The sequence below is a fragment of the Mycolicibacterium novocastrense genome, assembly GCF_001499835.1.
Lineage (GTDB): Bacteria > Actinomycetota > Actinomycetes > Mycobacteriales > Mycobacteriaceae > Mycobacterium > Mycobacterium novocastrense.
On the sequence record NZ_LQIH01000059.1, the window covers coordinates 1 to 1,347 of the forward strand.

Annotated in this window: 1 protein-coding gene and 1 other annotated feature; the gene reads left to right on the forward strand. The window is 64.7% G+C overall.

The window, feature by feature from the left end; all coding sequences use genetic code 11:
* Positions 1-54: 54 nt before the first annotated feature.
* Positions 55-1,316 (forward strand): IS3 family transposase gene (locus AU072_RS24435; protein WP_120271688.1). Its coding sequence is split into 2 segments (ribosomal slippage): positions 55-358 and positions 358-1,316, totalling 1,263 coding nucleotides; the frame shifts between segments, so codons are not numbered across the junction.
* Positions 354-485, forward strand: a sequence feature (AL1L pseudoknot). (Overlaps the previous gene by 132 nt.)
* Positions 1,317-1,347: the final 31 nt, after the last annotated feature.

Below are 1,347 nucleotides of genomic sequence, written 5' to 3' on the forward strand. Positions count from 1 at the left end.
TGAATCGCCCTGGAAATGTTGGAGGCTCCTGACCTTGGAAACGAGGATGCAGGTATGCCGAAGGAACAGTCTGCCGGGAAGCCCACGACGCGCCGTTACAGCCCTGAGGAGAAGGCCGCCGCGGTCCGAATGGTCCGCGCTTTACGCACCGAGCTGGGCACCACCCAGGGCACGGTGCAGCGGGTGGCCAACCAGCTCGGCTACGGCGTGGAGTCGGTCCGCACCTGGGTGCGGCAGGCCGACATCGATGAGGGCGTGGCGCCCGGGGTCACGACCGCTGAATCCCATCGGCTCAAAGAGCTCGAGCAGGAGAACCGAGAACTTAAGCGCGCCAACGAAATCCTGAAACGAGCGGCTAGTTTCTTCGGGGCGGAGCTCGACCGCCAACACAAGAAATAGTCGCCTTCATCGACGCTAACCGCGACGAGTTCGGGGTCGAGCCCATCTGCACCGTCCTGCGCAGCGCAGGGGTGTCGGTGGCCCCGAGTACCTACTACGACACCAAGACCCGAGCGCCCTCGACGCGGGCGATCCGCGACGCCGAGCTGGGGCCGGCGCTGCGCCAGATCTGGGAAGACAATTACCGCGTCTACGGTGTCCTCAAGCTGTGGAAAGCCGCCCGTCGGGCCGGTCACGATGTGGGCCGTGACCAGGTCGGGCGCCTGATGCGCAGTCTGGGCATCGAGGGCGTGCGGCGCGGCAAAGCAGTCAAGACCACCAAGCCCGACTTGGGCGCGCCACGGCATCCCGATCTGGTCAACCGCCGTTTCAGCGCATCAGCGCCCAACCAATTGTGGGTGACGGATCTGACCTATGTGCCGACCTGGGCCGGAGTGGCCTATGTCTGTTTCATCGTCGATGCGTTCTCCCGAACGATCGTGGGATGGCGGGTGGCGTCGAACATGCGCACCACGATGGTGCTCGACGCACTGGAGATGGCCCGCTGGTCACGCGGAAACACATTGCCCGGCCTGACATGTCACTCCGATGCCGGATCGCAGTTCACGTCCATCCGCTACGGTGAACGCCTCGCCGAGATCGGCGCGCTGCCCTCGATCGGATCCGTCGGTGACAGCTTCGACAACGCCCTGGCCGAAACGGTCAATGGCTACTACAAGGCCGAGCTGATCTACGGACCCGCCCGCAGTGGGCCGTGGAAGACCGTCGAGGACATCGAGCTGGCCACGCTGAGCTGGGTGTACTGGCACAACACCGCCCGCCTACACAGCTACCTCGACGACGTCCCTCCGACCGAGTTCGAGGCCACGTTCTACGATGCCCAACGGAGCGACCAGCCCCTGGTCGCAATCCAATAGATCGAGCCTCCGGCAGAACCAGGGCGGTTCA